Genomic DNA, 24,641 nt, shown 5'->3' with positions numbered 1-24,641 from the left:
ACCCATGGCTGACGACCCCTTGGTCATCGGTGGTACGTCCTTCTCGTCCCGCCTGATCATGGGCACCGGCGGGGCGCCCAGCCTCGACGTCCTGGAACGTTCCCTCGTCGCGTCCGGCACGGAGCTGACGACCGTCGCGATGCGACGCGTGGACGCGAGCGTGCAGGGCTCCGTGCTCTCCGTCCTGGAGAAACTGGGGATCCAGGTGCTGCCCAACACGGCGGGCTGTTTCACCGCCGGTGAGGCCGTCCTGACCGCCCGCCTCGCCCGCGAGGCGCTCGGCACCGACCTGGTCAAGCTGGAGGTCATCGCGGACGAGCGCACCCTGCTGCCCGACCCGATCGAGCTCCTGGACGCGGCCGAGATCCTCGTCGACGACGGCTTCACCGTGCTGCCGTACACGAACGACGACCCGGTGCTCGCGCGGAAGCTGGAGGACGTGGGCTGCGCCGCTGTCATGCCGCTCGGCTCCCCCATCGGCTCCGGGCTCGGCATCCGCAACCCGCACAACTTCCAGCTGATCACCGAGCACGCGCGCGTGCCGGTGATCCTGGACGCGGGCGCCGGGACCGCGTCCGACGCGGCGCTCGCGATGGAGCTGGGGTGCGCCGGTGTGATGCTCGCCTCAGCCGTGACCCGCGCGCAGGAGCCGGTCCTGATGGCGGAGGGCATGCGGCACGCGGTCGAGGCGGGGCGGCTGGCGTTCCGGGCGGGCCGGATCCCCCGCAGGCACTTCGCCGAGGCCTCGTCGCCCGTGTCCGGGATGGCCAGGCTCGACCCGGAGCGGCCCGCGTTCTGAGGGCTGTACGGCACGGTTACAGCTCTGCTGCAGTACGGCCGCCAGTGGACGACTGCGGAGCCGGGTGTCGGCGACGGCTCGTACACTCACCTGCGTGGACACGACCCTTCAGGACCCTCTCGTCGGGCAGGTGCTCGACGGCCGGTACCGCGTCGACGCACGCATCGCGGTCGGCGGGATGGCCACGGTCTACAGGGCCGTGGACACCCGCCTCGACCGCGTGCTCGCGCTCAAGGTGATGCACCCGGCCCTCGCCGCCGACGTCTCGTTCGTCGAGCGCTTCATCCGCGAGGCCAAGTCCGTCGCCCGGCTCTCCCACCCGAATGTGGTCGGGGTCTTCGACCAGGGCGCGGACGGCCAGTACGTCTATCTGGCGATGGAGTACGTCGCGGGCTGCACTCTGCGAGACGTCCTGAGGGACCGCGGGGCACTGCGGCCGCGTGCCGCGCTCGACATCCTGGAGCCGGTCCTCGCCGCGCTCGGCGCCGCGCACCGCGCGGGCTTCGTGCACCGCGACATGAAGCCGGAGAACGTCCTGATAGGGGACGACGGCCGCGTGAAGGTGGCGGACTTCGGCCTCGTACGGGCCGTGGACACCGTCACGAACACCACGGGCGCCGTCCTCGGCACCGTCTCCTACCTCGCCCCCGAGCAGATCGAGTCGGGCACCGCCGACCCCCGCGTCGATGTGTACGCGTGCGGGGTCGTGCTCTACGAGATGCTCACGGGCGCCAAGCCGCACTCGGGCGACTCCCCCGCCCAGGTCCTGTACCAGCACCTGAACGAGGACGTGCCGCCCCCGTCCGCGTCGGTGCCCGGCCTGCCCGCGGAGCTGGACGAGCTCGTCGCGTCCGCGACCGCGCGCATGCCCGATCTCAGGCCGTACGACGCGGTGGCGCTGCTCGCCCAGGCCAGGGGGGCCAGGGCCGGCCTCACCGACGCACAGCTCGACGCGGTGCCGCCGGCCGCACGGCCCGAGGACCGTGACATCTCGGACGACCGTACGAGCGTGATCCCGCGGGCGCTGCGGACCAGGGGCGTACAGCTCCCGCTGCCCGCCGACGACCAGGACCCGCAGGCGGAGCTGAACCGCACGAGCCGCTTCGAGACATCTCCCCCGCCGCCCGCCCCCTCCCGGAGGCGTCGTCCGCGGCGCGGTGTGCTCGCTGCCGTCGCGGCCGTCCTGCTCGCCCTCGGCCTCGGCGCGGGTGTCTGGTACATCAACTCGGGCCAGTTCACGCAGGTCCCGCCGCTGCTCGCCAAGACGCAGACGCAGGCGAAGGAGCGGCTCGGCGACGCGGGCCTCGACCTCGGGCACGTCAAGCGCGCGTACAGCGACACCGTGAAGCGCGGCACCGTCATCGCCACTGACCCCAGGGCGGGCGCCCGCATCCGGGACAACGGGGCGGTGGATCTGACGGTGTCCCTGGGCCCAAAGACCGTGCGGGTTCCCGATCTCGAGGGCACGCCCCTCGCCAGGGCCGAGCGCCGGCTGAAGGACGCGGGCCTGGAGCCCGGCATGGTCACCAGGGACTTCGACGAGGACGTCCCCAAGGGGTCGGTGATCGCCACGGACCCGGCGTCCGGCACGACCCGCAAGGCCGGTTCGGCCGTCGCGCTCAGGGTCAGCAGGGGCAGCGCGGTGGACGTCCCGGACGTGACGGGCGAGGCCGAGGAGGACGCCATCGCCGACCTTCAGGACGCTGGCCTGAAGGCCGAGATCGCCACGGAGCGGGTGAACTCGGACGAGGACAAGGGCAGCGTCGCCCAGCAGTCCCCCGTCGAAGGCAAGCAGCTCGGCGAGGGTGACACGGTCACGCTGAAGATCTCCAAGGGCCCGGTCATGGTCGAGGTCCCCGACGTCGTGGGCATGAGCGTCGACGACGCCACACAGAAGCTCAAGGACAGCGGGTTCGACGTCGAGGAGGACCGCGGCCTGCTCGGCTTTTTCGGCGACACCGTGAAGAAGCAGTCCGTGGCGGGCGGTGACGAGGCCCCGAAGGGGTCGACGATCACCATCCAGATCCGCTGACGGAGCGCCCACGCACGCGTGCCACCCTTGACCGGTGAGCAGCACCGATTCCCTCCCCCGTAACCCGGTCGGCGGCCACGTCCCCGTCGCCGGCGGCCTGGCCTCCGTAGGGCTCTCGTACGCGCGCGAGCTGGACGCCGAGACCGTCCAGGTCTTCGTCGCCAACCCGCGAGGCTGGGCGACGCCTCCCGGCAACCCGAAGCAGGACGAGGAGTTCCGCGCGGCCTGCGCCGCCGAGGGGATTCCGGCGTACGTCCACGCGCCCTATCTGATCAATTTCGGCTCGCACACCGTGGCGACCGTGGAGAAGTCCGTGGAGTCGCTGCGGCACTCGCTGCGCCGGGCCCGGGAGATAGGCGCGCTCGGCGTCGTCGTGCACACGGGTTCGGCGACCGGCGGCCGTGAGCGCGCCGTGGCGCTCGCACAGGTGCGGGAGCGCATGCTGCCGCTCCTCGACGAGCTGACCCATGACGACGACCCGTATCTCCTGCTCGAGTCGACCGCGGGCCAGGGCTCCTCGCTGTGCTCGCGGACCTGGGACTTCGGGCCGTACTTCGACGCGCTGGACGCGCACCCGAAGCTGGGCGTCTGCCTGGACACGTGCCACATCTTCGCGGCGGGCCACGACCTGACCGGCCCCGACGGCATGCGGCAGACCCTGGACCTGCTCGTGGACACCGTGGGCGAGGGCCGCCTCAAGCTGATCCACGCCAACGACTCGAAGGACGTCGTCGGGGCGCACAAGGACCGACACGAGAACATCGGATCCGGCCACATCGGCGCTGAGCCGTTCCGCGCGCTGATGGCCCACCCGGCGACCGAGAACGTGCCGCTGATCCTCGAGACGCCCGGCGGCAAGGAGGGGCACGCGGCGGACGTGGCCCGCCTGAAGGAGCTCCGGAAGCGCTAGGAGATCGCCTCGGAGATCACTTGAGGAATACCCCCAGGGGGTATACGGTTCTTGTCGGCGACAGGAACCGCTCTCTGACGTTGGGGGAACTCATGAAGCACGAGACGCACGCCGGACACGAGCAGCACGCCCACGCCGGTCACGGCGGCCTCGGCAATGTCAGCTGGTCCATGGCCGCGCAGGCGACGCTCCACTGCCTCACGGGGTGCGCCATCGGCGAGGTCCTCGGCATGGTCATCGGCACAGCGTTCGGCTGGGGCAACGTGCCGACGATGATTCTGGCGATCGTGCTCGCGTTCTTCTTCGGCTATGCGCTCACACTGCGCGGCATCCTGAAGGCCGGCGTCGACTTCAGGACCGCGTTCCGGGTCGCGCTCGCCGCGGACACCCTGTCCATCGCCGTCATGGAGCTGATCGACAACGGCGTGATCGTGCTGTGGCCGAACGCGATGGACGCCCATCTGGCGGACGGCCTCTTCTGGGGCGCGCTCGCGGCCTCACTGGCGATCGCTTTCGTGGTGACCACCCCGGTCAACAAGTGGATGATCGGCCGCGGCAAGGGCCACGCGGTGGTGCACCAGTACCACCACTGACGGACCGTACGACCACCGACAGACCGTACGAGAATCGCCAGGACTCAGAGCTCGGGACCGTCCCCGGGCTCTTCCTGGTACGAGTAGCGCTGCTCCCGCCAGGGGTCGCCGACGTTGTGATAGCCGCGCTCCTCCCAGAAGCCGCGGCGGTCGGCCGTCATGTACTCGATGCCGCGGACCCACTTCGGGCCCTTCCAGGCGTACAGATGGGGCACGACGAGGCGGAGCGGGAAGCCGTGTTCGGCGGTGAGGAGTTCGCCGTCCTTGTGGGTGGCGAAAATCGTGCGGTCGGCGGCGAAGTCCTCAAGCCGGAGATTGGCGCTGAAGCCGTACTCGGCCCAGACCATCACATGGGTGACGGCGGGCGCGGGCGGCGCCAGTTCGAGAATCGTCGCGGCGGGCACGCCGCCCCACTCGGCTCCGAGCATGCTGAACTTCGTGACGCAGTGCAGATCGGCCACGACCGTGCCGTACGGCAGAGCGGAGAACTCCTCGTGCGTCCAGCAGTGCTTGTCCCCGTCGGCGGTGGCGCCGAAGACCCTGAACTCCCAGCGTTCGGGGCGGAACTTGGGCACCGGGCCGTAGTGCGTGACCGGCCAGCCCCGCTGGAGACGCTGTCCCGGTGGAAGCTCCGACTGCACTGCTCCCCCAGACTCGCGACCCACCGGATGACCCATGCCTCCATCCTGACAGACCCCGGGCAGTGGACGTGACCAGCGAGAGCCTGGCCGCCCTTGAAACGGGCAACTCCTACTAAGCGTGCACTTACTGGACGGTTTTCGGTGCCGGTGCGAGGATGCGCGAAACCTGCCGAGTCCACCACGCGGAAGGAGCCTCTGCGATGCAGGGCGACCCCGAGGTCATCGAATTCCTCAACGAGCAGCTCACGGGCGAGCTGACGGCCATCAACCAGTACTGGCTCCACTACCGGATCCAGGACAACAACGGCTGGACCAAGCTCGCGAAGTACACCCGTGCAGAGTCCATCGACGAGATGAAGCACGCGGACCGGCTGACGGAACGGATTCTCTTCCTCGATGCCCTGCCGAACTATCAGCGGCTCTTCCACGTACGGGTCGGTCAGACCGTCACGGAGATGTTCCAGGCCGACCGACAGGTCGAGGTCGAGGCGATCGACCGCCTCAAGCGCGGCATCGACGTCATGCGGGCCAAGGGCGATGTGACGTCGGCGCGGATCTTCGAGGACATCCTGGAGGACGAGGAGCACCACATCGACTACCTCGACACCCAGCTGGAGCTGCTCGAGAGTCTCGGTGAGGCGCTGTACCTGGCCCAGCAGATCGAGCAGCCGGACAGCTAGCAGGCGCAAACTCTCAGGCGGAGCCTCAGGCGGCGTCCGGAAGGTCCACGAGGGCGTTCGGGTCGGCCGTCAGGGCGGGCCTTCCCTGCTCCACCAGCTCGCGGCGCGGGCAGGATCCGCGGCCGAGCAGCGCCTGAATGCGGCGTACGCACGAACCGCAGTCCGTGCCTGCCTTGCAGGCCGACGCTATCTGGCGGGGGGTGCACGCACCGTCGTCCGCGTGCTTCTTGACCTGGTCCTCGGTCACACCGAAGCAGTTGCAGACGTACACGCGGTTCACCTCCCAGGGATCAGGACCGGTTCGTTGCTGCCGCCCCAATGAACGGTGAGGCTAACCTAACCTTACCCGCCGGGCCCGGAGCACAAAAGTGCCGTGGGGCGCGGATCACTGTGATCCGCGCCCCACGGCGTGTACTGCAAGATCACTGGTCGCGGTACATCTCCGCCACCAGGAACGCCAGGTCGAGGGACTGGCTGCGGTTCAGACGCGGGTCGCAGGCCGTCTCGTAGCGCTGGTGCAGATCGTCGACGAAGATCTCGTCGCCGCCGCCCACGCACTCGGTGACGTCGTCACCGGTGAGCTCGACGTGGATGCCGCCCGGGTGCGTGCCGAGCGCCTTGTGGACCTCGAAGAAGCCCTTGACCTCGTCGAGCACGTCGTCGAAGCGGCGGGTCTTGTGGCCCGAGGCCGCCTCGTACGTGTTGCCGTGCATCGGGTCGGTGATCCAGCCGACGGTCGCGCCGGAGGCGGTGACCTTCTCGACCAGCTCGGGGAGCTTGTCGCGGACCTTGTCGGCGCCCATGCGGACGATGAAGGTCAGGCGGCCGGGCTCGCCGTCCGGGTCGAGGCGCTCGATGTACTGCAGCGCTTCCTCGGGCGTCGTCGTCGGGCCGAGCTTGATGCCGATCGGGTTACGGATCTTCGAGGCGAACTCGATGTGCGCGCCGTCCAGCTGGCGGGTGCGCTCACCGATCCACACCATGTGGCCCGACACGTCGTACAGGGTGCCCGTACGCGAGTCCACGCGGGTCAGCGCCGACTCGTAGTCGAGGAGCAGCGCCTCGTGGGAGGAGTAGAACTCGACCGTCTGGAACTCGGCCGGGTCGGTGCCGCAGGCGCGCATGAAGTTCAGCGCGTTGTCGATCTCGCGGGCGAGCTGCTCGTAGCGCTGGCCGGACGGGGACGACTTCACGAAGTCCTGGTTCCAGGCGTGCACCTGGCGCAGGTCGGCGTAGCCGCCGGTGGTGAAGGCGCGCACCAGGTTGAGCGTGGAGGCGGACGCGTTGTACATCCGCTTCAGGCGCTCGGGGTCCGGGATGCGGGCCTTCTCGTTGAACTCGAAGCCGTTGACCGAGTCGCCGCGGTACGTCGGCAGGGTCACGCCGTCACGGGTCTCGGTGCCCTTGGAGCGCGGCTTGGAGTACTGGCCGGCGATGCGGCCGACCTTCACGACCGGCACCGAGGCGGCGTAGGTGAGGACGGCGCCCATCTGGAGGAGCGTCTTGAGCTTGCTACGGATGTGGTCGGCCGACACCGCGTCGAAGGCTTCGGCGCAGTCGCCGCCCTGGAGGAGGAACGCCTCTCCCTTGGCGACGGCCGCCAGTCGGGCGCGCAGCTGGTCGCACTCGCCCGCGAAGACGAGCGGCGGATACGACTCGAGGTCCGCGATCACATCGCGCAGAGCCTCGGCATCGGGGTACTCGGGCTGCTGCGCCGCGGGCAGGTTTCGCCAGGTGTTGCCAGCGCTTGCGCTGGTCTTAGCGTTCACGGTCACATCCTCAACATTACGGGGTCATGTCGGTGGTCCATCCGACCGCTCACCCTTTGAGACGCGTCGTCCACAGATGAGCTGCCCATCGGGTAGGGTTCCGCCCATGTTCGCGCACACGACCCGTAACTGGTGGTGGACCGCTCACCCGGCGGCCCACTGACTGCGCGTACAGCGAAGCGAAGGCCGCCCGAGGGCGGCCTTCAGTGTTTTCCGGGACCTGGCCGTTCCTCTCCGTCACCGGAGTCTGGAAGAGGAATCACCTGCCATGGACCTGTCCGAGCTGCTGCACGACGACCGACCCTTCGCCCTGCTGCGCCGCCGCGCGCCGGGCCGTGCCGCCGGGAACACCGACACCGTGGAACTCCTGATCGGCCCGGTGAACACGTACGAGCGACTCGCCGACATCCCCGAGGGCCTCGCCCTCGTGCCGTTCCGGCAGATCAGGGAGCGCGGCTTCGACGTCCGCGACGACGGCACCCCGCTCGCGGTGCTCACCCCCGAGGAGACGTACGAGCTGCCGCTGGCCGAGGTCCTTGCGCAGCTCCCGGCCCATGACGTCCGCGTGTCGGACGGCGGCTTCGACGTGGACGACGCCGAGTACGCGGACATCGTGGAACGGGTCCTGCGCGAGGAGATCGGACAGGGCGAGGGCGCCAACTTCGTGATCCGGCGGACGTACGAGGGTGAGATCCGGGGGTTCGGGCGGGCGGACGCGCTCGCGCTGTTCCGGCGGCTGCTCGCCGGGGAGCGGGGCGCGTACTGGACGTTCGTCGTGCACACCGGAGATCAGCAGGGGACGGGCGGGCGGACGCTGGTCGGGGCGAGCCCCGAGGTGCATGTGCGGATGAGCGGCGGCACGGTCGTGATGAACCCGATCAGCGGAACCTATCGCTACCCGGCCGGGGGCCCGACGCCCGAGCACCTGCTGGACTTCCTCGCCGACGGGAAGGAGATCGAGGAGCTGTCGATGGTCGTCGACGAGGAGCTCAAGATGATGTGTACCGTCGGCGACATGGGCGGGGTCGTGATCGGCCCGCGCCTGAAGGAGATGGCCCATCTCGCGCACACGGAGTACGAGTTGAGGGGCCGGTCCTCCCTCGACGTGCGTGACGTGCTGAAGGAGACGATGTTCGCGGCGACCGTCACGGGGTCTCCGGTGCAGAACGCGTGCCGGGTCATCGAGCGACACGAAGTCGGCGGGCGCGGCTACTACGCGGGGGCGCTCGCGCTGGTCGGGCGCGACGCGGGCGGGGCACAGACCCTGGACTCGCCGATTTTGATCCGTACGGCCGACATCGACGCGGGCGGGAGACTGCGGGTGCCGGTCGGGGCGACGCTGGTGCGCGGCTCCGACCCGGCGAGCGAGGTCCAGGAGACGCACGCGAAGGCGGCCGGGGTCCTTGCCGCGCTGGGGGTGCGGCCCGGGCGGCCGCGCGGCGAGGGCGTGCGGCCCGCGCTCGCCGACGATCCGCGGGTGCAGGCGGCGCTCGACGGGCGGCGGGCGTCGCTGGCGCCGTTCTGGCTGCGGATGCAGGAGAAGGCGGCGGCTCTGGAGGGGCACGCGCTGGTGGTGGACGCCGAGGACACGTTCACGGCGATGCTGGCGCATCTGCTGCGGTCGTCGGGGCTCACGGTCTCCGTACGGCGCTATGACGAGCCGGGGCTGCGGGAGGCCGTGCTCGCCCACGAGGGACCCGTCGTCCTGGGCCCCGGACCGGGCAACCCCTCCGAGGAGGCGGACCCGAAGATGCGGTTCCTGCGCGCGCTGACCGCCGACGTGCTGCGTGATCATGGGCACGGCGTGCTCGGCGTGTGCCTCGGTCATGAGCTGATCGCGGCCGAGCTGGGCCTGGAGATCGTCCGCAAGGAGGTGCCGTACCAGGGCGCGCAGACGGACGTCGATCTGTTCGGGCGGAGCGAGACCGTCGGGTTCTACAACAGCTTCGTGGCGCGCTGCGACGACGACGCGGCGGTGGAGCTGGCCGCGCACGGCGTCGAGGTGAGCCGGGACGCGGCGAGCGGCGAGGTGCACGCTCTGCGCGGGCCGGGCTTTGCCGGCGTTCAGTTCCACCCGGAGTCGGTGCTGTCGCTGCGCGGGGCCGACGTCGTGCGGGAGCTGCTGGCTCAGCTCTTGGGCGCGGAGGGCACGAGGACGTTCTCGGAGCGCCGGCCCGCCCGGTAGTCGAGGACGTTGGCCACCGTGGTCTCGATGATCTGGTTCACCGCGTCCACGGTGTAGTACGCCTGGTGCGACGTGACCAGGACGTTCGGGAAGGTGACGAGGCGGGCCAGGGTGTCGTCCTCGACGACGTCGAGCGACTTGTCGAGGAAGAAGAGCCCGGCCTCGGCCTCGTACACGTCGAGGCCGACGCCCGTGAAGCGGCCCTCGCGCAGCTCGGAGACGAGCGCCTTGGTGTCGATGAGGCCGCCGCGGCTGGAGTTCACCAGGATGGCGTCGTCCTTCATGGTGCGCAGGGCCGCGCTGCCGACGAGGTGCTCGGTGGCGGGGAGCAGGGGTACGTGCAGGCTGATCAGGTCGGCATCGGTGAAGAGGCGCTCTTTGTCGACGTACTTCATGCCGAGTTCGACGCAGGCGGGGTTCTCGGCGATGTCCCAGCCGAGGAGGTTCATGCCGAAGCCGTGGGCGATCCGGGTGAACGCCTCGCCGATCTTGCCGGTGCCGAGGACGCCGACCGTGCGGCCGCGCAGGTCGCGTCCCATCAGCCCGTCGAGCCTGAAGTCGAAGTCACGAGTGCGGTTGGAGGCGCGGACGACACGGCGGTTGACGGCCATCGCGAGGGTCCAGGCGAACTCGGCGACGGAGTACGGCGAGTAGTACGAGACGCGGGCGACGGTCAGGCCGAGGCGCTCGGCGACCTCCAGGTCGATGTTGTTGAAGCCCGTGGAGCGCTGGGCGATCATCTGCGTGCCGCCGGCGGCGAGGGTCTGCAGGACGCGGTTGTTGAGGGTGGCGTTGACACTGGTGGAGATGATCTCGTAGCCGGCCGCGATGGGGGCCGTGTCCTCGTTGAGGAAGACGCCCAGGCAGCGGACCTCGTGATGCCCCTCGAACGCCTTCTCCATGAGGGGCTTCTCGTCGGACTGCACGCCGAATGCGAGGATCTCCACGACTGCTCCCGTTTCTTCCGTATCGCGTCGTGTGTGCCGGTCATGGCGAATATACGGGCCGGGTAACCCCGCGACACCCGGGAGTGGGAGGACCTCGCCCCGCCCACCCCCGGCGTCACTAAGGGCGTCAGCCGCGGCCTCGCGCCTCAGCCGAAGAAGACCCCGGCCTCCTCGTACAGCGCCGGATCGACGGTCTTCAGCCGGGCGGTCGCCTCCGCGATCGGCACCCGGACGATGTCCGTGCCGCGCAGCGCGACCATCTTCCCGAAGTCGCGGTCGCGCACGGCCTCGATGGCGTGCAGCCCGAAGCGGGTGGCGAGCCAGCGGTCGAAGGCGCTGGGGGTGCCACCGCGCTGGATGTGGCCGAGGACCGTGGTCCTCGCCTCCTTGCCGGTGCGCCGCTCGACCTCCTTGGCCAGCCATTCGCCGACTCCGGAGAGGCGGACGTGCCCGAAGGAGTCGAGCGTCCCGTCCTTGAGGACCATCTGCCCGTCCTTGGGCATGGCGCCCTCGGCGATGACGACGATCGGGGCGTACGAGGCCTTGAAGCGGGAGGTCACCCAGGCGCAGACCTGATCGACGTCGAAGCGCTGCTCGGGGATGAGGATGACGTTGGCGCCGCCCGCGAGGCCGGAGTGGAGCGCGATCCAGCCCGCGTGGCGGCCCATGACCTCGCAGACCAGGACCCGCATATGGGACTCGGCGGTGGTGTGCAGCCGGTCGATGGCCTCGGTCGCGATGCCGACGGCGGTGTCGAAGCCGAAGGTGTAGTCGGTGGCGGACAGGTCGTTGTCGATGGTCTTCGGCACGCCGACGACGGGCACGCCGTACTCGTCGGTGAGGCGCGCGGCGACGCCGAGGGTGTCCTCGCCGCCGATCGCGATGAGCGCCTCGACCTCCTCCTTGGCGAGGGTCTCCTTGATGCGGCGGATGCCGTTCTCGACCTTGAGGGGGTTGGTGCGCGAGGAGCCGAGGATGGTGCCGCCGCGGGGCAGGATGCCGCGGACGGCCGGGATGTCGAGCCTTACGGTGTCGCCTTCGACCGGCCCGCGCCAGCCGTCCCGGAAGCCGACGAAGTCATAGCCGTACTCCTGCACGCCCTTGCGGACGATGCCCCGGATGACGGCGTTGAGTCCGGGGCAGTCGCCGCCTCCGGTCAGTACTCCGACCCGCATGGAAATGTCCCTTCGCCACAGCACTGTGAGCTGACACGGGTCACGCTAATAGTGATCCATGTCACTTCGGCAGCACGCGAAGGGTGAATTCCGTTGAAGAGTGAGGGAGTTGACCTTTGTATGGTGATCGTTCAGGAGACCACGGGGGCGCTCACGCCTCGTCGAGGCCGCGCTCGATGGCGTACCGGACCAGCTCAACGCGGTTGTGCAGCTGGAGCTTGCCCAGGGTGTTCTGCACATGGTTCTGCACGGTGCGGTGCGAGATGACGAGCCGCTCGGCGATCTGCTTGTAGCTCAGCCCCTTGGCGACCAGGCGCAGGACCTCGGTCTCGCGCTCGGTGAGCTGCGGGGCCTTGGGCTCGCCGGCGCCCGCGGCGGGCGCGGGCTCGGAGGCCAGACGGCGGTACTCGCCGAGGACGAGGCCCGCGAGCCCCGGGGTGAAGACGGGGTCGCCTGCCGCCGTGCGGCGCACCGCGTCGGTCAGCTCCTCGGTGGACGCCGACTTCAGCAGATAGCCGGTGGCGCCGGACTTCACCGCCTCCAGGACATCGGCGTGTTCCCCGCTCGCCGACAGGACGAGGACGCGCAGGGCGGGGTTGGCGCCTACGAGTTCCTTGCAGACCTGGACGCCGGGCTTCTTCGGCAGGTTCAGGTCGAGTACGAGGACGTCGGGTGCGGCGGCGCCGGCCCGGCGCACCGCCTGCTCGCCGTCGCCCGCGGTGGCCACCACGTCGAAGCCCGCCTCGGCGAGGTCCCTCGCGACGGCGTCGCGCCACATCGGATGGTCGTCGACCACCATGACCCTGATCGCGCCTGCGGCGGCGCCTTCCCGCTGCTGCTCGGTCATCTTCCCGATCCCGCCTTCCCCCGTGAAACCTTCGGAACTCTCAGTTCGACCTCGGTGCCCTGTCCCGGGACCGAGATCAGCTCGGCGGTGCCGCCGATGTCCCGCAGCCGGCCGCGGATGGACTGGGCGACGCCGAGCCGCCCCTCCCCCTCGGCCTGCGCGAGACGCCCTTCCGGGATGCCGGGTCCGTCGTCCCGCACCGTCACGATCACCGCGTCGGGCTCGTCCTCGACGAGGATCCAGGCCCGGGCGTCCGTCCCCGCGTGCCTGCGCACATTGTCCAGGGCGGCGCTGACAGCCGCCGCGAGTTCCTTCGCCGCGACCGGCGCGAGGAACACCGGAGCGCCCGGCTCGGCGAAGCTCACCCGCGCCCCGGCGTGCGGCGCGAGCAGCGACCTCAGATCGCTCGGCGCCGAGGTGTCGGGCAGCTCGTCCGGCTCCTCCACGGCCCGTACCAGCGCGCCCTGCGAGGCGTCCTCGGAGGCGCGCGAGGCGGGCACGAGACCGCCGGCGACCAGGGTCCGCAGGGCCACCTCCTGCTCGCCGGCCATCCTGCCGAGCTCGGCGGCCTCGCCGCCCAGGGCGGTGCCGCGGCGCTGCACCATGGCGAGGACCTGGAGCACTCCGTCGTGGATGTCGCGGGCGAGCCGCTCCCGCTCGCGGGTGGCCGCCTCGATCTCCAGGGCCCGGGCGAGGGTGCGCTCGGAGGCGCGGGCCACCTCGACGACGTAGCCGATGGCGATCGACGCGATGCACACGAGCAGGACGTTGTGGAGCGTGTCGCGGCTGAAGGCGCCGCGCTGCAGCACGTTCGCGACGCCGACGAGCAGCGAGGCGAACGCCGCCCACCGCCAGCCGCCCTTGACCGCGTACGCGAGGACCGCGCCGGCCGTCCAGATCGACGGCAGGGTCGGACCGCCCGCAACGATCCCGCTGTGCCCGACGGCGAGAGGGGTGAGCAGGATGCCGACGAGCGCGACGATCAGGTCGACGGTGAGGAAGCGCTTGGTGCAGCTAGCGGCGTTCGCGACACGCGGCAGGGTGGCCAGGGTCCACACGACGAGCACCGCGAAGTAGCCGATCGCCACCCAGGGGCGTACGAACCTGTCCTGCTCGGTGGCGAAGAGGCCGATCGCGTAGAGCATCGTCAGCAGCCGGTACGCCGTCAGCGCGCGCCACAGCGGCTGCTCGACGGACATCCTCATCACGCGCTCACGCCTGGCCACGCACCCACCCCCCGAACCACCGCTCCCGCAACGACCGCTCTCAGAACGACGACGCTGCTAGGAGGCCGGCCGTTCCGTGCCGCCGCTCTTGTTCTCCCTGGCTTCCTTCTCCGCGGCCTCTTTCTCGGCCCTGGCTTCCTTCTCCGCCTTGGCCTCGGCCTTCGCCGCGTCCGCGATCTGCCGCTTGGCGGCGGTCGCGTACATGTCGACGTACTCCTGGCCGGAGAGTTTCATGATCTCGTACATGACCTCGTCGGTCAGGGCCCGCAGCACGAACCGGTCGTGCTCCATGCCCTGGTAGCGGCCGAAGTCGAGGGGCTTGCCGATGCGGATGCCGGGACGCATCAGCTTGGGCAATACCTTGCCGGGGGGCTGGATCTTCTCGGTGTCGATCATCGCGACCGGGATGACGGGCGCGCCGGTGGCGAGCGCCACGCGCGCGAGGCCACCGGGCTTGCCGCGGTACAGGCGACCATCGGGCGAGCGGGTGCCCTCCGGGTAGATACCGAACAGCTCGCCTCGCTCCAGGACCTCGATGCCGCTCTTGATGGCGGCCTCTCCCGCGCCGCGGGAACCGGAGCGGTCCACGGGGAGCTGGCCGACGCCCTTGAAGAACGCGGCCGTGAGCTTGCCCTTCACACCGGGTGTCGTGAAGTACTCGGCCTTCGCGATGAAGGTGACCTTGCGGTCGAGCACCGCCGGGAGGAAGAAGGAGTCCGAGAAGGACAGGTGGTTGCTGGCCAGGATGGCGGGACCCTCGGCGGGAATGTTCTCGAGGCCCTCCACCCAGGGCCTGAAGCCGAGCTTCAGCGGCCCTCCGATGGCCACCTTCATTGCGCCGTAGATCAACCCACTGCCTTCCCTTGTGCGTGGATCAGACCTTAACCCGCGCCGCAGGCCGGGGGCCCGACGGCCCTGGTCGGTGTCAGCGCGGTCGCGTACGGTGAAGTACACCCCGCAGTCCTGGGCAATCCCCTCTCACGAACAGGAGACCGAAGGTGCCGGTCATTCCTGGAGCCGAGCCGTACCGCCACGAGGGCGGCGAGGTCGGCGTCCTCCTCTGTCACGGTTTCACCGGTTCCCCCCAGTCGCTGCGCCCCTGGGCGGAGTACCTCGCCGAGCGCGGCCTCACCGTCTCGCTCCCCCTGCTGCCCGGTCATGGCACGCGCTGGGAGGACATGCAGGTCACGGGCTGGCAGGACTGGTACGCGGAGGTGGACCGCGCCCTGCGCGAGCTGCGGGACCGGTGCTCCCAGGTCTTCGTCTTCGGTCTGTCGATGGGCGCCGCCCTCGCGCTGCGGCTCGCGGCCAAGCACGGGGACGAGGTGGCGGGCCTGGTCCTGGTGAACCCGGGGAACAAGGTGCACGGCCTCGCCGCGCACGCCCTCCCGGTGGCCCGGCACCTCGTGCGCACGACGAAGGGGATCGCCAGCGACATCGCGAAGGAGGGCTCGACGGAGATCGGGTACGACCGGGTGCCGCTGCACGCCGCGCACTCCCTGCGGAACTTCTTCCGCATCGTCGACCGTGAACTGCCGCAGGTGACACAGCCGTTGGTGGTTCTGCACAGCACCCAGGACCATGTCGTGCCGCCCGTCGACTCGGCGCGCGTCCTCAGCAGGATCTCGTCCACGGACGTCGAGGAGATCCTGCTGGAACAGAGCTACCACGTCGCGACGTTGGACCATGACGCGGACCGGATCTTCGACGAGAGCTTTGCGTTCATCGGCCGGCTCGCGCCCAGTGTCGGTAAGGAAGGGACGGCCACCGGTGGCTGAGCAGGACCGACGTGAGCCCGCCGGCGACGAGAGCCGCGAGCCGGAGGACGCGTCCACCGAGACCTCGGCGTCGGGCACGGCGCTGCCCGGTCCGGCGCAGCTCGGCAAGGAACAGCAGCTCCCCGCAGAAGCGGCCGCGGGAGCCGGGGACGCCGGCGAGCCCGTGGACGAGGACGCCGTCTGGGCCGCCATCGTCGCCGGGTACGGCACGGAGCCGCCGGACCCGCCGGGCGCCAGGCCGTTCAAGCCGATCGAGGACCTGGCCCTGCCCGACCTGGATACGGACGGCTCCGAGACGAACGGTTCGGAGACGAACAGCTCGGAGCCGGGCGCCGGCAAGCCCGCGACGCCGCTCGGCTCCTCTGTCTCCTTCGCACCCGGCGTCGGCGGCCCCCGCGACTACTCGCCGTCCGAGCCGTCGGACAGCGACGCCGACGAAGAGGGCCACTTCGTGCCCCCGGAGCCCCCGCCGCTGCCCGAGGCAGATGTCACCGCCAAGTTCGCCTGGCTTGCCGTGATCGGCGGCCCGGTCCTGATGCTGCTGGCCGTGCTGCTCGGCTGGCAGATGACGTGGTGGCTCACGACGGTCTGCGTCGGTGGCTTCCTCGGCGGCTTCGGCACGCTCGTGATGCGTATGCAGGGCGACGATGACGACGACGATCCGGGGCGCGGCGCGGTCGTCTGACCCGCGTCAGCCCCGGGCGGCAGGAACCCTGAGGGCGGCCAGGACCGGCAGATGGTCTGTGGCCGCCCTCAGGTCGTCCTCGCTCACCCCCGGCATGCCCACCGGGACCCCGCAGCCGAGGACCTCGACGCCCTCTGTCGCAAGGATCGCGTCGATGCGCTGATGCGGGTCGGACGGCGTCGAGGTGTACTCGCCGAGCCACGGCTTCGTGGTCCAGCCGTCCTGAAGAGCCTCCGCAAGACGCCGGAACGTGCGGCCACTGGGGCGTTCGTTCAGGTCACCGCCCGCGACGGCGTGATCGACACCGAGCGCCGCGAGCCGGTCGAGGAGCATCCCGCCCTGCGCGTACCGCTCGTCCTTCTGCAGGCTCAGATGGCAGCTCAGTACGCCGATCCTGGCACCGCCGAAGCGGACGACGGCGGTCGCGAAGCCGCGCCGGTGAAGACCGGGGGTGAGGGGCAGCAGGACGTCCTCGGTGCGTTCGACGGTGGCGCGCAGGGAGCAGAGCAGCGCCGGGCCCGCCGCACTCGCGCCGCCCGAGAGGATCACCAGGTCCGAGGCGGCCGCGAGCCGGGCGAGCTTCTTGCGCCAGCGGAAGAAGCGGGGCGCCTCCTGGATCAGGACCAGGTCGGGGGCGCAGGCCGCGATGACGCGGGCGAGCGCGGCGGTGTCGTCGCGCATCGAGCGGATGTTGTAGCTGAGCACCCGGACGACGGCCGAACCGTCGGGTTCGGTGCGGGAGTTGGGGAGCGATCCGGTGACCATGACGATCAAGATACGACGAACGCCCGCCGTTTCTCCGGGGAAACGGCGGGCGTCCGGTGGCTGAAGCAGCCGGTGTCACATGATCGGGTCCGGCTCCCGTGCCAGGTCCGCCGCTCCGACCATGCCCGCCTTGTTGCCGAGCTGGGCCGCGATGACGTCCGCCACGGGGCGCCAGTTGCCGCCGACCAGCCAGCGCTTGTAGGACTTGCGGATCGGGTCGAGGACGAGCTCGCCCTCGTCCGAGAGTCCGCCGCCGACGATGAACGCGGACGGGTCGAAGAGCGAGGCCAGGTCGGCGAGGCCGGCGCCGGCCCAGCGGGCCAGCTCGCGGTACGAGTCGACGGCCACGGCGTCACCCTGGCGGGCGGCCATGGAGATGTGCTTGCCCTCGATGCCGTCCGGGGTGCCGTCGCCCAGGGAGAGCAGGAACTCCGCGTTCTCCGGAGTCGCGTTGGCGCGCTGCTTGGCGTAGCGGACGAGTGCGCGGCCGGAGGCGTACTGCTCCCAGCAGCCCTGGCTGCCGCAGCCGCACAGGAGGCCGTCCGGGACCATCCGGATGTGGCCGAACTCGGCGGCCACGCCGAAGTGGCCGCGACGCAGCTTGTTGCCGATGATGATGCCGCCGCCGAGGCCGGTGCCGAGCGTGATGCAGATGACGTTCCGGTGGCCCTTGCCCGCGCCGAACTTGTATTCGCCCCAGGCCGCCGCGTTCGCGTCGTTCTCGACGACGACCGGCAGGCCGACCCGCTTCTCGACCTCTTCCTTCAGCGGTTCCTGGCGCCAGTCGATGTTGGGCGCGAAGTAGACCGTGGAGCGCTGGCGGTTGACGTATCCGGCGGCGCCGATGCCCACGCCGACGATCTCGTGTCCTGCCCGTGCGCCCTCGACGGCCGAGGCGATCGCGTCAACGATGGCCTCGGACGTGCTGGGAGTCGGCACCTTGAACGTCGAGAGGATGTTGCCTTCCTCGTCGACCACGCCGGCCGCGATCTTTGTGCCGCCGATGTCGACGCCGATGGTGAGTCCCATGAATCCCTCAGTTCGGTCGAGCCCCGCTACGGCCCACCGTACCCGAGCGGCTCTCAGTCGAGGTCGATGTGCTCGCCTGCCGGAGGCGCCTCGGGGCCCTCGTCACGGGGGTCCGTGTCGTCCCCGGAGGCCCGTCCGGCCTGGGCGCCCGATGATCGCTGGGTCCAGCGCTGCTCCTGGCGCTCCACGGCGGAGCGGTAGGCGGCGAGCAGTTCGTTGCCCGCGGCGGCGAGGTGGTCGAAGACCTCGGGGTTGCGTTCGACGACCGGCTCGACGGCCGCCTTCGCCTGCTTGACGACCTGGCTGACGACCTGCTGCGCGGTGCCCTGGGCGACCGCGCCGAGAAGGGGCGTCTGGAGCCCCGACAGCTTTTCGGCGACGGCGTCGACGAGCTTGCGCAGCTCCTCGGCGGCCGAGCCGGGCGGGGGCCCGTGCTGGGCACGGCGGCGGGCCTTCTCCTCAGCGAGGTCCTCGGCGCACGCCTTCTCCCAGGCGTCGGCGTCGGCGTCGGCCTCGGGTGCGGGCTGCTCGGTGGCGTCGCTCATGACGGCTGACTCCTGCGAGAACGTATATGGGTGGGTGCGTACCAGGTGGGTGCGTACCTTCGACGTTACCCGAACGGCGGTAGTCGGTTCACCGTCCCCGCGGCCACAGGCCGGGGTCGGGGGTGAACCGGATGCGCAGGACGCCGTCGCGCAGGCCGGCGCCGGCGACGGTGCAGCGGCGCAGCGCCGACGGCAGGGCGACGATGCGGCGGAGCGGTCCGGTGGTGACGACGAGTTCGTCGCCGCGCCGCACCAGACCGAGGTCCTCCCGGACGGCGCCGGGCAGCGGCAGGTGCCACACGAGGACGCCCTCGTCGGCGATGCGGTCCTCGACGGGCCAGGCGATGGCGGGCGGCGCGGGCGAAACCGGCGGTGCGCCGAGCGCGGCCAGGTCGTCGGCGCCGCGCGGGTCACGGCCCAGATGCGGCAGTTCATGCACGGCGTACGTGCCCTGCCAGGCGGCGACGACCTTGCGCTGGCGGGCGGCGGCGTCGGTGAGCCACGGGTCGGTGGAGCCGTCGGGGAGCAGGCGGGAGGCGAGCAGCGCGTCGGCGCGCAGGCCGTGCAGGGCGAGGCCGGTGGTCGTGGTGAGCAGGGCGTCGGCCGCGGCGGGCGTGGGTTCGGCGACGAGGCGCACGGTCGTGTGCGGGTCCTCGATCACGGCCTGGGCGGCGGCGAGTTCGGTGTCCCAGCGGTCCGCCGTCTCGTACAGCCACTCCGCGGGCATGGGGACGCCGGCGAGGCGGCCGAGGAGGGGGCGCAGGGCGCGGGCGGCCTGCCGTTCCGGGGGGAGCAGCCGGCGCAGATAGCGGCGCAGCTGTTCCGGCAGGGCGAGCAGGGCGAGAGCTTGCGGCGCCGGGGGAAGGTCGACGACGACGAGGTCGTAGGGACCGTGGGCGCTGTCGCGCAGGGCGCGGAGCAGGGCGAGTTCGTGGCTGCCGGGCAGCGGGGTGAACTCCTCGGCGTCGAGCCGGGTGGCGCCCAGGAGGTCGAGGGCGGACGCGGCCTTTTCCTGGAGGCCGGCGAGGTCCTCGCGGAAGCGGTCCGCCGGGGCGAGACGTATCGCGGTGAGACCGGGTTCGACGGACGTCGGCGCCGCGCTCGTAGGGGTGGCGAGGGCGGCGCCGAGGGTGTCCGTGGGGTCCGCCGAGAGCACGAGGGTGCGGGCTCCGCGGCGGGCGGCGGAGAGGGCCGTGGCCGCGGCGGCGGTGGTCCGGCCGGAGCCGCCGGGGCCGGTTACCAGAACGGTGCGCATGGGGTCTGAGGCTACCTGGGGCGCAGGTCGCCCCCGGCAGGCCGCCGGACGGAGACGGCGGGCCGCCGGACGCGGGTGGTGGAAGCTACTTCGTCTCCACGCGCTTCTTCAGGCCGGCGAGGGCGCGGTCGATGATGACCTTCTCGGCCTTGCGCTTGATCATGCCGAGCATGGGGATCTTGACGTCGACCGTGAGGCGGTAGGTGACCTCGGTGCCCGTGCCGGCCGGCTTGAGGAGGTACGTGCCGTCGAGGGAACGCAGCATCTGGGACTTGACCAGGGTCCAGGAGACCTCGTTGTCCCCGGTCCAGGTGTAGGCCAGGGTCTGGTCGTCCTTGATCGCTCCGGCGTCCATGACGAGTCGCACCTGCTCGGCGCGGCCCGCGCCGTCCTTGGCGAGGACCTCGGCCTCCTTCACCTCTCCCGTCCAGTCGGGGTAGCGGGCGAAGTCGGCGATCACCCCCATGACATCGGCCGGTGCCGCCTCGATCGTGATGCTCGAGCTGGTGTGTTCCGCCATCGCGGTGGCTCCTCCAGATGCGGTCCGCTGAGGGGTGGTGTGTATCGCGTGAAGGCTACCGCGCACCGGCGCCGGCCCTGTCACCACTCCAGGGCCCAGGGCCTGCCCGAACCGGCGAAGTGGCCGACATTGACGCACTCCGTCGCCCCGATCCGCATACGGCGGGCGAGCGGCTGGTGAACGTGGCCGAACAGGGAGTACCGGGGTCGGGTGCGCCGGATCGCCTCCAGGAGGGCGCGGCTGCCGCGCTCGAAGCGGCGGGCGACGGTGTCGTAGACGAGTTCGGGGACGTCCGGCGGGATGTGGGTGCACAGCACGTCGACCTCCCCGACGGCCTCGAGCTTGGCGGCGTACTCCTCGTCGCTGATCTCGTACGGGGTACGCATGGCGCTGCGCAGTCCGCCGCCGACGAAGCCGAAGACGAGGCCGCCGATCTCGACGCGCTCGCCGTCGAGGACGGTCGTGCCTGGTCCGGCGTACTCGGACCACAGGTGCGGGATGTCGACGTTGCCGTAGGTGGCGTACGTCGGTGTGGGCAACGCCGCGAAGAGCTCGGCGTACTGCTTGCGGACCGCCGTCTCGATGGCGGTCCCGCGATCGATCCCGGCCCAGAGCCCGGCTCCGAACGCGCGTGCCTCCTCGAAGCGGCGGGCGGTGCGCAGCTCGACGATGCGGTGCGCGTTCTCCACACCGAACAGATCGGGGAAGATGCCGCGCGAATGATCTGCGTAGTCGAGGAAGAGCACCAGGTCACCGAGGCAGACGAGAGCGTCCGCCCCGTCTCCCGCCCGGGCGAGGTCTGTGGAGTTTCCGTGCACATCGCTGACCACATGTACGCGCATGCGATCACCCTAGAACTGTGTGGGAATCGTGGGTAGAGGGGGCCGGACCTGCGGTTACTTCCTATTGGCCGATTCGGTGGACTAGGGTCGGCGGAGCAGTTACACGGCGTGTGACGCAGCGAACATCTGGCCTGGACCCCCTACCGGAAGAGCAGTACCGGTGGGTAACGTCCGGGCAGTCCAGTAGTGCTCAGCATTTCAACCACTGGGGCTACCACTGCTTCAGCAGCTGAGCACCTGCCCGATCTTGGACCGCATCGTCGACTCACACAATGCCGTGGCGCCGGTGCCCTATGAGGAGCAGCAGTCTTGCGCGAGTTCAGCCTTCCGGCCCTGTACGAGGTCCCTGCGGACGGCAACCTGACCGACATAGTCCGCAGAAACGCCGCGCAGCACCCCGACGTCGCCGTCATCGCCCGCAAGGTGAACGGCACCTGGCAGGACGTCACTGCCACCACCTTCCTCGCGGAGGTGCGGTCCGCCGCCAAGGGCCTGATCGCCTCCGGCGTGCAGCCGGGCGACCGGGTCGGCCTGATGTCCCGTACCCGTTACGAGTGGACGCTCCTCGACTTCGCGATCTGGAGCGCCGGCGCGATCACCGTCCCGGTGTACGAGACCAGCTCCGCCGAGCAGATCCAGTGGATCCTCGGCGACTCCGGCGCCGTGGCCTGCGTGGTCGAGAGCGCCGCGCACGCGGCCACCGTCGAGTCCGTGCGCGACGGCCTCCCCGGCCTCACCCACGTCTGGCAGATCGACGCCGGCGGTGTCCAGGAACTGGACCGCGCGGGCGCCGATGTCTCCGACGTGACCGTCGACGAGCGCAGCGCGGTCGCGAAGGCCGACGACCCGGCAACGATCGTCTACACCTCGGGCACCACGGGCCGCCCCAAGGGCTGTGTCCTCACGCACCGCAGCTTCTTCGCCGAGTGCGGGAACGTGGTCGAGCGTCTCAAGCCCCTGTTCCGTACGGGCGAGTGCTCGGTGCTGCTCTTCCTGCCCGTCGCGCACGTCTTCGGCCGCCTGGTCGAGGTCGCCTCGCTGATGGCCCCGATCAAGCTGGGCCACGCCCCCGACATCAAGCACCTCACGGATGAACTGGCCGCGTTCCGGCCGACGTTGATCCTGGGTGTGCCGCGCGTCTTCGAGAAGGTCTACAACTCGGCGCGCGCCAAGGCGCAGGCCGACGGCAAGGGCAAGATCTTCGACAAGGCGGCCGACACGGCCATCGAGTACAGCCGCGCCCTGGACACCCCCAAGGGCCCGTCCATCGGTCTGAAGCTGAAGTACAAGACGTTCGACAAGCTCGTCTACTCGAAGCTGCGCGCCGTCCTCGGCGGCCGCGGCGAGTACGCGATCTCCGGCGGCGCTCCGCTCGGCGAGCGCCTCGGCCACTTCTTCCGCGGCATCGGCTTCACGGTCCTGGAGGGCTACGGCCTGACCGAGTCCTGCGCCGCCACGGCCTTCAACCCGTGGGACCGGCAGAAGATCGGCACGGTCGGCCAGCCGCTGCCCGGCTCCGTGGTCCGGATCGCCGACGACGGCGAGGTGCTGCTGCACGGCGAGCACCTGTTCTCGGGCTACTGGAACAACGAGGCCGCGACCGGGGAGGCGCTGGCCGACGGCTGGTTCCACACGGGCGACATCGGCACGCTCGACGAGGACGGCTACCTCCGGATCACCGGCCGCAAGAAGGAGATCATCGTGACGGCGGGCGGCAAGAACGTCGCCCCGGCCGTCATCGAGGACCGCATCCGTGCGCACGCCCTGGTCGCCGAGTGCATGGTCGTCGGTGACGGGCGCCCCTTCGTCGGCGCGCTCGTCACGGTCGACGACGAGTTCCTCGGCCGCTGGGCCGCCGAGCACGGCAAGCCGGCCGACTCGACGGCGGTGTCGCTGCGGGACGACGCGGATCTCCTCGCGGCGATCCAGGCGGCCGTGGACGACGGCAACGCGGCGGTCTCCAAGGCGGAGTCGGTCCGCAAGTTCCGTATCCTGCCGACCCAGTTCACGGAGGAGTCGGGCCACCTGACGCCGTCCCTCAAACTGAAGCGCAACGTAGTGGCGAAGGACTACGCGGACGAAATCGAGGCGCTTTACCAGGGCTGAGCTCTGCGAGGGCTCCGCCCCCGCGTCCCTTGTCCTCGAACGCCGGACGGGCTGGATGATTCATCCAGCCCGTCCGGCGTTCGGCGTTCGGCGTTACAGCAGTCCGCGCAGCTTCTCCGCCAGCAGATCCCACCGCCACCGCTCCTCGACCCACTCACGCCCCCGCTCCCCCATGCGCCGCCGCAACTCCGCGTCGCCGAGCAGCGCCACGATCCGGTCCGCGGACTCCTCCGCCGAACCTCCCCTGACGACCCAGCCCGTCTCCCCGTCGAGCACCGCGTCCGGCGCCCCGCCGGAGTCGCCCGCCACGACCGGCAGGCCCGTAGCCGACGCCTCCAGGTAGACGATGCCGAGGCCCTCGACGTCGAGGCCGCCGCGCCGGGTCCGGCACGGCATGGCGAACACGTCGCCCGCCCCGTAGTGCGCGGGCAGCTCCGACCACGGCACGGCCCCCGTGAAGCGCACCGAGTCGGTGACACCCGTCTCCGCGGCGAGCTTGCGCAGCTCCTTCTCGTACGGGCCACCGCCCACGACGAGCAGTACCGCGTCCGGGACGGCCGCCAGGATCCGCGGCATCGCGAGGATCAGCGTGTCCTGCCCCTTGCGCGGCACGAGCCGCGAGACGCACACGACGACGGGCCGGTCCGTCAGTCCGAGCCGCGCCCGCACGAGGTCGCCGCCGGAGCCGGGGTGGAACGTCTTCTCGTCCACGCCCGGCGGCAGCTGCACCATCCGCCCCGCCGCGGCGGGCGTCAGCGCGGCGGCGATCCGCGACCGCGTGTACTCGCCGAGATACGTGATCGTGTCCGTCGACTCACCGATGCGGCGCAGGAGTTGGCGGGACGCGGGCAGTTGCGCCCAGCCGGCCTCGTGCCCGTGTGTGGTGGCCACCAGGCGCTGGGCGCCGGCCTTGCGCAGCGCCGGTGCCATCAGGCCGAGCGGGGCGGCCGCGCCGAACCACACCGACGTACAGCCGTGCTCCCGGAGCAGGCCCACCGCGCGCCGGGTGACGCGGGGCGTGGGCAGCAGCATCGTCGTACGGTCGCGGACGACGGTGAAGGGCTGCTCGGCGTCGAAGGCGGCAGTCGCCTCGACGCCCTCGCGGGTGCGCTTCCAGGTGGACGCGTAGACGACGAGCTGCTCGGGGTCCAGGCGGAGCGCCATGTTGTGCAGGAAGGCCTGGATGCCACCGGGCCTGGGCGGGAAGTCGTTGGTCACGATCAGGGTCTTGTGCATCGTCGCCGACAGTACCTAACGCGCCGGTGGGTCGTGCTTCATGGCCCCTGCACAGTTCTGCCGGGCATCATGGCCC

At 70.8% G+C, this 24,641-nt stretch carries 25 protein-coding genes; 10 read left to right on the top strand and 15 right to left on the bottom strand.

What is annotated here, in order from left to right; all coding sequences use genetic code 11:
* Positions 1-4 precede the first annotated feature (4 nt).
* The 4 genes from OG574_RS32875 to OG574_RS32860 all read left to right on the top strand — a co-directional run bounded on the left by OG574_RS32875 (position 5) and on the right by OG574_RS32860 (position 4,334).
* Positions 5-799, top strand: coding sequence for a thiazole synthase (locus OG574_RS32875; RefSeq protein ID WP_100592196.1), 795 nt, complete (start codon positions 5-7; stop codon positions 797-799).
* Positions 800-893: 94 nt separating this feature from the next.
* The gene (pknB, locus tag OG574_RS32870; RefSeq protein ID WP_326776158.1) at positions 894-2,831 is read left to right on the top strand and encodes a Stk1 family PASTA domain-containing Ser/Thr kinase; all 1,938 of its coding nucleotides are present in this window, start codon (positions 894-896) and stop codon (positions 2,829-2,831) included.
* 34 nt (positions 2,832-2,865) lie between these two features.
* Positions 2,866-3,741 (top strand): deoxyribonuclease IV, encoded by an 876-nt coding sequence (locus OG574_RS32865; RefSeq protein WP_326776157.1) that lies wholly within the window; start codon positions 2,866-2,868, stop codon positions 3,739-3,741.
* A gap of 92 nt (positions 3,742-3,833) precedes the next feature.
* Positions 3,834-4,334: a DUF4396 domain-containing protein gene (locus OG574_RS32860; protein ID WP_326776156.1), complete on the top strand. Its 501-nt coding sequence runs from the start codon at positions 3,834-3,836 to the stop codon at positions 4,332-4,334.
* Between the two features lie 44 nt (positions 4,335-4,378).
* On the opposite strand, the gene OG574_RS32855 is transcribed toward OG574_RS32860, so the two are convergent.
* Positions 4,379-5,011 carry a sulfite oxidase-like oxidoreductase gene (locus OG574_RS32855; RefSeq protein ID WP_326776155.1) on the bottom strand — a complete coding sequence of 211 codons (633 nt, stop codon included), beginning with the start codon at positions 5,009-5,011 and terminating at the stop codon, positions 4,379-4,381.
* A 164-nt stretch (positions 5,012-5,175) separates the two neighbouring features.
* Here OG574_RS32855 and bfr point away from each other — a divergent pair, with 164 nt between their 5' ends.
* On the top strand, positions 5,176-5,655 hold the full coding sequence (gene bfr, locus OG574_RS32850; protein ID WP_100592191.1) for a bacterioferritin: 480 nt from the start codon (positions 5,176-5,178) through the stop codon (positions 5,653-5,655).
* Between the two features lie 25 nt (positions 5,656-5,680).
* On the opposite strand, the gene OG574_RS32845 is transcribed toward bfr, so the two are convergent.
* A complete protein-coding gene (locus tag OG574_RS32845; protein WP_326776154.1) occupies positions 5,681-5,935 on the bottom strand; it encodes a (2Fe-2S)-binding protein in 255 nt (84 codons plus the stop codon).
* A gap of 142 nt (positions 5,936-6,077) precedes the next feature.
* On the bottom strand, positions 6,078-7,430 hold the full coding sequence (locus OG574_RS32840; RefSeq protein WP_326776153.1) for a class II 3-deoxy-7-phosphoheptulonate synthase: 1,353 nt from the start codon (positions 7,428-7,430) through the stop codon (positions 6,078-6,080).
* A 70-nt stretch (positions 7,431-7,500) separates the two neighbouring features.
* Between OG574_RS32840 and OG574_RS52785 the strand changes: the two genes are divergently transcribed.
* Both OG574_RS52785 and OG574_RS32835 read left to right on the top strand, forming a co-directional pair.
* Positions 7,501-7,587 carry a trp operon leader peptide gene (locus tag OG574_RS52785; protein WP_100592188.1) on the top strand — a complete coding sequence of 29 codons (87 nt, stop codon included), beginning with the start codon at positions 7,501-7,503 and terminating at the stop codon, positions 7,585-7,587.
* Positions 7,588-7,692: 105 nt separating this feature from the next.
* Entirely contained in the window at positions 7,693-9,609 is a 1,917-nt protein-coding gene (locus OG574_RS32835; protein WP_326776152.1) for an anthranilate synthase family protein, read from the top strand.
* On the opposite strand, the gene OG574_RS32830 is transcribed toward OG574_RS32835, so the two are convergent.
* From OG574_RS32830 to OG574_RS32810, 5 genes are all read right to left on the bottom strand, one after another.
* Complete coding sequence (locus tag OG574_RS32830; RefSeq protein WP_100592186.1) at positions 9,552-10,556, bottom strand: 2-hydroxyacid dehydrogenase; 1,005 nt, start codon at positions 10,554-10,556, stop codon at positions 9,552-9,554. The genes OG574_RS32835 and OG574_RS32830 overlap by 58 nt on opposite strands.
* A gap of 146 nt (positions 10,557-10,702) precedes the next feature.
* On the bottom strand, positions 10,703-11,731 hold the full coding sequence (locus OG574_RS32825) for a 6-phosphofructokinase (RefSeq protein WP_326776151.1): 1,029 nt from the start codon (positions 11,729-11,731) through the stop codon (positions 10,703-10,705).
* A 151-nt stretch (positions 11,732-11,882) separates the two neighbouring features.
* Complete coding sequence (locus OG574_RS32820; protein ID WP_100592184.1) at positions 11,883-12,578, bottom strand: response regulator; 696 nt, start codon at positions 12,576-12,578, stop codon at positions 11,883-11,885.
* Positions 12,575-13,804, bottom strand: coding sequence for a MacS family sensor histidine kinase (gene macS / locus OG574_RS32815; protein WP_100592183.1), 1,230 nt, complete (start codon positions 13,802-13,804; stop codon positions 12,575-12,577). The genes OG574_RS32820 and macS overlap by 4 nt, the downstream gene beginning before the upstream one ends.
* Positions 13,805-13,861: 57 nt before the next feature.
* Positions 13,862-14,638: a lysophospholipid acyltransferase family protein gene (locus OG574_RS32810; protein WP_326778708.1), complete on the bottom strand. Its 777-nt coding sequence runs from the start codon at positions 14,636-14,638 to the stop codon at positions 13,862-13,864.
* A gap of 164 nt (positions 14,639-14,802) precedes the next feature.
* Here OG574_RS32810 and OG574_RS32805 point away from each other — a divergent pair, with 164 nt between their 5' ends.
* Together OG574_RS32805 and OG574_RS32800 are read left to right on the top strand one after the other, a co-directional pair.
* On the top strand, positions 14,803-15,582 hold the full coding sequence (locus OG574_RS32805) for an alpha/beta hydrolase (protein WP_100592181.1): 780 nt from the start codon (positions 14,803-14,805) through the stop codon (positions 15,580-15,582).
* Entirely contained in the window at positions 15,575-16,267 is a 693-nt protein-coding gene (locus OG574_RS32800; RefSeq protein ID WP_398374380.1) for a hypothetical protein, read from the top strand. Before OG574_RS32805 ends, OG574_RS32800 begins: the two co-directional genes overlap by 8 nt.
* 6 nt (positions 16,268-16,273) lie before the next feature.
* Here the strand turns inward: OG574_RS32800 and OG574_RS32795 are convergent, their stop codons facing one another.
* The 6 genes from OG574_RS32795 to OG574_RS32770 all read right to left on the bottom strand — a co-directional run bounded on the left by OG574_RS32795 (position 16,274) and on the right by OG574_RS32770 (position 21,223).
* Positions 16,274-17,032: an endonuclease/exonuclease/phosphatase family protein gene (locus tag OG574_RS32795; RefSeq protein WP_326776150.1), complete on the bottom strand. Its 759-nt coding sequence runs from the start codon at positions 17,030-17,032 to the stop codon at positions 16,274-16,276.
* A gap of 75 nt (positions 17,033-17,107) precedes the next feature.
* Positions 17,108-18,061, bottom strand: a complete 954-nt coding sequence (locus OG574_RS32790) for an ROK family glucokinase (RefSeq protein WP_100592179.1) — start codon at positions 18,059-18,061, stop codon at positions 17,108-17,110.
* A gap of 53 nt (positions 18,062-18,114) precedes the next feature.
* On the bottom strand, positions 18,115-18,606 hold the full coding sequence (locus tag OG574_RS32785; RefSeq protein ID WP_326776149.1) for a DUF5304 domain-containing protein: 492 nt from the start codon (positions 18,604-18,606) through the stop codon (positions 18,115-18,117).
* Positions 18,607-18,694: 88 nt separating this feature from the next.
* Positions 18,695-19,861 (bottom strand): ArsA family ATPase, encoded by a 1,167-nt coding sequence (locus OG574_RS32780; protein ID WP_326776148.1) that lies wholly within the window; start codon positions 19,859-19,861, stop codon positions 18,695-18,697.
* Positions 19,862-19,946: 85 nt separating this feature from the next.
* On the bottom strand, positions 19,947-20,381 hold the full coding sequence (locus OG574_RS32775; protein WP_100592176.1) for an SRPBCC family protein: 435 nt from the start codon (positions 20,379-20,381) through the stop codon (positions 19,947-19,949).
* Between the two features lie 80 nt (positions 20,382-20,461).
* Positions 20,462-21,223, bottom strand: a complete 762-nt coding sequence (locus tag OG574_RS32770) for a metallophosphoesterase family protein (protein ID WP_326776147.1) — start codon at positions 21,221-21,223, stop codon at positions 20,462-20,464.
* 309 nt (positions 21,224-21,532) lie between these two features.
* Between OG574_RS32770 and OG574_RS32765 the strand changes: the two genes are divergently transcribed.
* Entirely contained in the window at positions 21,533-23,329 is a 1,797-nt protein-coding gene (locus tag OG574_RS32765; RefSeq protein WP_326776146.1) for an AMP-dependent synthetase/ligase, read from the top strand.
* Positions 23,330-23,422: 93 nt separating this feature from the next.
* Here the strand turns inward: OG574_RS32765 and OG574_RS32760 are convergent, their stop codons facing one another.
* The gene (locus tag OG574_RS32760; protein WP_326776145.1) at positions 23,423-24,565 is read right to left on the bottom strand and encodes a glycosyltransferase family 4 protein; all 1,143 of its coding nucleotides are present in this window, start codon (positions 24,563-24,565) and stop codon (positions 23,423-23,425) included.
* Between the last annotated feature and the right edge of the window lie 76 nt (positions 24,566-24,641).

This window comes from Streptomyces sp. NBC_01445 (assembly GCF_035918235.1).
Lineage (GTDB): Bacteria > Actinomycetota > Actinomycetes > Streptomycetales > Streptomycetaceae > Streptomyces.
Note: the sequence above shows the minus strand (reverse complement) of the source record. Positions and strands in the feature narration are given on the sequence as shown.